This window comes from Phycicoccus sp. (assembly GCF_035325325.1).
Classification (GTDB): Bacteria; Actinomycetota; Actinomycetes; order Actinomycetales; family Dermatophilaceae; genus Phycicoccus.
In genome coordinates, this window is record NZ_DAOLAC010000054.1 from 11,688 (window position 1) to 17,179 (window position 5,492).

Annotated in this window: 6 protein-coding genes, 1 tRNA gene and 1 pseudogene; 5 read left to right on the top strand and 3 right to left on the bottom strand. The window is 73.0% G+C overall.

Annotated elements, in window-relative coordinates; translation table 11 throughout:
- Positions 1-246: 246 nt before the first annotated feature.
- Genes PKA89_RS19430 through PKA89_RS19440 form a run of 3 tightly spaced genes read right to left on the bottom strand, consistent with a single transcriptional unit; the run spans position 247 to position 3,102 of the window.
- Complete coding sequence (locus PKA89_RS19430) at positions 247-1,299, bottom strand: adenosine deaminase (RefSeq protein ID WP_324422370.1); 1,053 nt, start codon at positions 1,297-1,299, stop codon at positions 247-249.
- Positions 1,296-1,796 (bottom strand): DUF5709 domain-containing protein, encoded by a 501-nt coding sequence (locus PKA89_RS19435; RefSeq protein ID WP_324422373.1) that lies wholly within the window; start codon positions 1,794-1,796, stop codon positions 1,296-1,298. Before PKA89_RS19435 ends, PKA89_RS19430 begins: the two co-directional genes overlap by 4 nt.
- A gap of 4 nt (positions 1,797-1,800) precedes the next feature.
- Positions 1,801-3,102 carry an aminotransferase class I/II-fold pyridoxal phosphate-dependent enzyme gene (locus tag PKA89_RS19440; RefSeq protein WP_324422374.1) on the bottom strand — a complete coding sequence of 434 codons (1,302 nt, stop codon included), beginning with the start codon at positions 3,100-3,102 and terminating at the stop codon, positions 1,801-1,803.
- 203 nt (positions 3,103-3,305) lie between these two features.
- Between PKA89_RS19440 and PKA89_RS19445 the strand changes: the two genes are divergently transcribed.
- The 5 genes and pseudogenes from PKA89_RS19445 to PKA89_RS19465 form a co-directional block, all read left to right on the top strand.
- A tRNA-Trp gene (locus PKA89_RS19445) sits at positions 3,306-3,378 on the top strand.
- A 121-nt stretch (positions 3,379-3,499) separates the two neighbouring features.
- Positions 3,500-3,757, top strand: a complete 258-nt coding sequence (secE, locus tag PKA89_RS19450; RefSeq protein WP_324422379.1) for a preprotein translocase subunit SecE — start codon at positions 3,500-3,502, stop codon at positions 3,755-3,757.
- Between the two features lie 59 nt (positions 3,758-3,816).
- Complete coding sequence (gene nusG, locus PKA89_RS19455) at positions 3,817-4,689, top strand: transcription termination/antitermination protein NusG (RefSeq protein WP_324422376.1); 873 nt, start codon at positions 3,817-3,819, stop codon at positions 4,687-4,689.
- Between the two features lie 88 nt (positions 4,690-4,777).
- Entirely contained in the window at positions 4,778-5,209 is a 432-nt protein-coding gene (rplK, locus tag PKA89_RS19460) for a 50S ribosomal protein L11 (RefSeq protein ID WP_324422377.1), read from the top strand.
- A 101-nt stretch (positions 5,210-5,310) separates the two neighbouring features.
- Positions 5,311-5,492, top strand: a pseudogene (locus PKA89_RS19465) (50S ribosomal protein L1); the annotation flags it as partial.

The following is a 5,492-nucleotide window of genomic DNA, read 5'->3' on the forward strand; positions in this document are numbered from 1 at the left end:
TCGGGGTGCGTCTCGTGGCGATGCATCGGGGTGCGTCTCGTGGCGATGCATCGGGGTGCGTCTCGTGGCGATGCATCGGGATGCGTCTCGTGGCGACGCATCCGGATGCGCCACGTCACGACGCATCGGGACCTTCCCGTGGTTGCACCTCCCGAGTGGGCATCCGATAGTGCCGGCACAGCCCTCCCTCGGGTCCAGGCCCGGCGGGGCGAGACCCACGGGCCGTTCGCCCGGGCCGCCCCGCCCTCACCCCAGCCAGGCGTCGATGTCCGCCTCGGCCGCCGCCCGCACGTCCGTCGGCGCCCGGCTCGCCGCCAGCGACGCCCGCGCCAGCCCGGCCAGCTCGGCGTCGGTCAGCCCGTGCACCGTCCGCGCCACCTCGTACTGGTCGACGAGCCGCGTCCCGAAGATCAGCGGGTCGTCCGCCCCGAGGGCCACCCGCGCCCCGGCGTCGAGCAGCCGGCGCAGCGGCACGTCCGGCGCCGCGTCGTAGACCCCGAGGGAGACGTTCGACCCCGGGCAGACCTCGAGCGCCACCCCGGCGGCCACCACCCGGTCGAGCACCCACGGGTTCTCGACCGCCCGCACCCCATGGCCGAGCCGGTCCGGGGCCAGGGACGAGAGCGTGGCCGCCACCGCCTCCGCCCCGAGCAGCTCACCCGCGTGCGGCACCGACGCCAGCCCGGCCCGCCGCGCGATCCGGAAGGCCGCCCCGAACTCCGCGGTGTCTCCCCGCCGCTCGTCGTTCGAGAGCCCGAACCCGACGACCGTCCCGGCCCCCGACCCCGCGTGGCGGGCCGCCAGCCGGGCCAGCGTCCGCGCCTCGAGCGGGTGGCGCATCCGGGACGCCGCGACGACCACCCCGACCTGCGCCGCACCGGCCTCCCGCGACACGGCCGCCGCCTCGTCGAGCACGATCTCCAGGGCCGGCGTGATCCCGCCGACGAACGGTGCGTACGACGTCGGGTCGACCTGGATCTCCAGCCAGCGCGACCCCTCGGCACCGTCGTCGAGCGCGGCCTCGCGCACGATGCGACGCATGTCCGCCTCCCCACGCACGCAGGCACGGGCCACGTCGTAGAGCCGCTGGAACCGGAACCAGCCCCGGGCGTCGGAGGCGTCGAAGCGGGGCGGGTAGTCGTCGGTCAGGGTCGTCGGCAGCCGCAGCCCGTGCGCGCGCGCCATGTCGCGCACGGTCTCGACCCGCATCGAGCCGGTGAAGTGCAGGTGGAGGTGCGCCTTCGGCAGGGCGGCGAGGGCCCGCGGCCCGGGAGCCGGGGCCGGCTCGGCTCCGCTCACTCCTGCGCGGTCTCCTCGTCGACGACGTGCACGGCCGCCTCCTCGGCCGACGCCGCGGCACCGTCGATGCCGACGTCCTCGCCGACGAGGTCGGCCTCGTCGTCCTCACCGAGGCCCTCGTCCGGGGCGACCAGCCGGCCGGCCCGGGCGTCGCCGACCTCGCCGTCGCCGAGCCAGTCGTCCTCGGCGTCGATGGCGTCGGGGTCGTCGCCGCCCACGCGGTCGACGTCCAGCCCGGACTCGTTGTCCGGCGCGCCGTACGCCGTCGAGGGGTCGGGGACCTCCTGGTGGATGCGCTCCTCGATCGTCTCGTCGCGGCCCTGCTCCTCGGCGGTCACGCCGTGCGCGATGGAGCCGCGCAGCTTCTCGGGGGGCGAGTACCCGCGGTCGAGGACGTCGTCGACGCCGTCCTGCTCGAGGGTGTCCTCGGGCTGGAGCTGGTCCTCGTCGCCGTAGGAGATGTCGTCGTCGGTGTCGCGGCCGGGGTTCTCGCTCATCTCGTCACCCTACGACGCCGAGCAGCTGCTCCGCGGCGGCGAGGGCGACGCACGTGGCGACGCCCGCCATCGCCGTCTCGACCTCGGCGAGCGACGGGAACGACGGTGCGAGACGGATGTTGCGGTCGCGTGGGTCCCGGCCGTACGGGAAGGACGCCCCGGCCGGCGTCAGCGCGATGCCGGCCTCCTTGGCGAGGGCGACGACCCGGGAGGCGCAGCCGTCGGGGACGTCGAGGCTGACGAAGTAGCCGCCCCGCGGCCGGGTCCACTCGGCGATGCCCAGCCCGTCGAGCTCGGCGGTCAGCGCGGCGTCGACCGCCGCGAACTTGGGGGCGAGGATGTCGCGGTGGCGGCCCATGTGGTCGCGGACGCCCTGGGCCGACCCGAAGAACTGGACGTGCCGCAGGTGGTTGACCTTGTCCGGGCCGATCGAGGCGAACTTCAGGTGCGAGAGGTACCAGGCGAGCGTCTCGCGCGACCCGGCGAGGAACGCGACCCCCGCGCCGGCGAAGGTGATCTTGCTCGTCGAGGCGAAGACGACCGGGCGGTGCGGGTTCCCGGCGGCCGACGCGAGCGAGAGGATGTCCGCCGACTTCGCCTCGTCCTCGGTGAGGTGGTGCAGGGCGTAGGCGTTGTCCCAGAAGAGCCGGAAGTCCGGTGCGGCGGCCGGCATCGCTGCCAGCCGGGCGGCGACCTCCTGGGTGACGACCGAACCGGCCGGGTTGGCGTACGTGGGGACGATCCACATCCCCTTGACGCTCGGGTCGTCCCGGACGAGCGCCTCGACGGCGGCGACGTCCGGGCCGTCGTCGAGCATCGGCACGGTGACCATCTCGATGCCGTAGGACTCGAGCATCGTGTAGTGCCGGTCGTAGCCGGGCACGGGGCAGACGAAGGTCACCTTCTCCTCGTCCTTCCACGGCCGCGGCGACCCGACCCCACCGTGCAGCAGGTGGTGGACGAGCACCTCGTGCATCATCGTCAGGCTCGAGTTGCCGCCGGCGACGACCTGGTCGGCGTCGACGCCGAGGAGCTCGGCGAACATCGCCCTCAGCTCGGGCAGGCCCTCGAGCCCGCCGTAGTTGCGCACGTCAGTGCCGGCGGCGTCGCGATGGCCCTCCGGCAGGGACAGCAGTCCCTCGGCGAGGTCGAGCTGCTCGGGGCTGGGCTTGCCCCGCGTCAGGTCGAGGGTGAGGCCGCGCTCGGTGAGCGTCGTGTACGCGGCGCGCTGCTCGTCGACGAACGCGCGCAGCTCCTCGGGGGAGCGCTCGGCCAGGGGGGTGCGGGAGACGGCTGCGGTGCTCACCCCACCATCGTGGCAGAGCCTCCACGAGCCGGACCGGGGCGACCGCGGACCGGGCGCCCCCGCACGGGACAGCGCGCCGGACCCGGCGGGTTCGCGCCCGGCCCCGGCCGTCACGTATGCTGTCCGTTCGGTGTGACCACCAGCCTTCGGCGTGCCCGAGGGCGGTCGCACCACCCGGGTCCGTCCCCCAACGGCGGTCCCACAGGGCAGTGGCTCAATTGGTAGAGCACCGGTCTCCAAAACCGGCGGTTGGGGGTTCGAGTCCCTCCTGCCCTGCGTCGCACGTGTGGTACGTCCACGAAGCGCCGCCCGTCCCGCGGGCTGCCCTCACGGTCGTGCCGCGCCGAAGGCACCCCAACCGAGCAGCTCCGACGTGAAGAGGCATCCCGTGACCGACGTGGGCCAGACCAGGACCGGCTCCCGCCCCGCCCAGGGCCGGGAGCGCGGCGGCAACCCCGTCTCGCGCCTCGTCCGCGCCCTCGGGCTGTTCGTCAGCCAGATCATCGACGAGCTGCGCAAGGTCGTCCGGCCCACCCGGAACGAGCTGTGGAACTACACCCTCGTCGTCATCGTGTTCGTCACGGTGATGATGGCGGTCGTCTCCGGCCTCGACCTCGGTTTCAGCAAGCTCGTCGGGGTGGTCTTCGGGTCCTGACGCGCCCGAGCACGCGCCCCCGCCCACCCGGCACCCGCAGCAGAAGGAAGAGGTCACCCGTGTCCGACCAGTGGACCGACACCCCCCAGACGGGGTCCGACGACGCCGCGCCGGCCGAGGCCGCGCAGGCTCCGGTCGACGACACCCCCGTGCAGGAGGTCGACGCCGCCGCGGCCGAGTCCTTCGACGCCGCCCCCGAGGCCCCGGCCGACGAGACCGCCGACGACGAGACCGCCGACGACGAGACCGACGAGGCCCCCCTCGACGAGCCGGCCACCCCGGTCGACGAGGACGGCGACGTCCTCTCCGCGGTCGACCCCGTCCAGGCGTTCAAGGACGACCTCGCCGGCAAGTTCGGCGACTGGTACGTCATCCACAGCTACGCCGGCTACGAGAACCGCGTCAAGGCCAACCTCGAGAACCGCACCCAGTCCCTCAACATGGAGGACTACATCTTCGAGGTGCAGGTCCCGATGGAGGAGGTCACCGAGATCAAGAGCGGCCAGCGCAAGCTGGTCCGCCGCGTCCGGATGCCCGGCTACGTCCTCGTCCGGATGGACCTCACCGACGAGTCCTGGGGCGCCGTCCGGCACACCCCCGGCGTCACCGGCTTCGTCGGCAACGCGCACCAGCCGGTGCCGCTGACCCTCGACGAGGTCTTCACGATGCTCAAGCCCGCCGACCTCGAGTCGTCGGCCGCGGCGGCCGCCACCGGCGGCGCTCCGGCCGCGAGCGGCGGCGGCGCGAGCGAGGCCACCGTCGTCGACTTCGAGGTCGGCGAGTCGGTCACCGTCATGGACGGCCCCTTCGAGACGCTGCCGGCGACGATCTCCGAGATCAACGCAGACACCCAGAAGCTCAAGGTGCTCGTCTCGATCTTCGGCCGGGAGACCCCGGTCGAGCTCTCCTTCAGCCAGGTCGCCAAGATCTGACCGGAGGCCCCCTCCGCGGGGGTCCCGCGGACACTGCAAAGGGGTCATCGCCCACGGCGTCGGCCCACCACCACCGAAAAGGACAGACATGCCCCCCAAGAAGAAGGTCTCCGGGTACATCAACCTGCAGATCCAGGCCGGTGCCGCGACCCCCGCGCCCCCGGTCGGCCCGGCGCTCGGCCAGCACGGCGTCAACATCATGGAGTTCGTCAAGGCGTACAACGCGGCGACCGAGCACCAGCGCGGCAGCATCATCCCCGTCGTCATCACGGTCTACGAAGACCGCTCGTTCACCTTCATCACCAAGACCCCGCCGGCCAGCGAGCTGATCAAGAAGGCCGCCGGCGTCGCGAAGGGCTCCGGCGAGCCGCACAAGACCAAGGCCGGCAAGCTGACCAAGGACCAGCTCCGCGAGATCGCGGAGACCAAGATGCCCGACCTCAACGCCAACGACGTCGACGCCGCGATGAAGATCATCGCCGGCACCGCGCGTCAGATGGGCATCGAGACCGAGCTCTGAGCCCGGTCTGGGGCGGGTCACCACGTGGGTGACCCGCCAGTGGCAGGGCCGGCGCTGGCCCGACGACCACGACTCCACCCCTTCACCACCAGGAGCAGCACATGAAGCGCAGCAAGGCCTACAACGCCGCGACGGAGAAGATCGACGCGGACAGGCTCTACAGCCCGCTCGAGGCGGTCCGCCTCGCCAAGGACGTCGCGTCGGCGAAGTACGACGAGACCGTCGAGGTGGCCTTCCGCCTCGGGGTCGACCCGCGCAAGGCCGACCAGATGGTCCGCGGCAC

Coding starts and splice junctions, on each gene's coding strand:
- rplK (WP_324422377.1), top strand. CDS start 4,778: ATGCCCCCCAAGAAGAAGGTCTCCGGGTACATCAACCTGCAGATCCAG.
- PKA89_RS19435 (WP_324422373.1), bottom strand. CDS start 1,796: ATGAGCGAGAACCCCGGCCGCGACACCGACGACGACATCTCCTACGGC.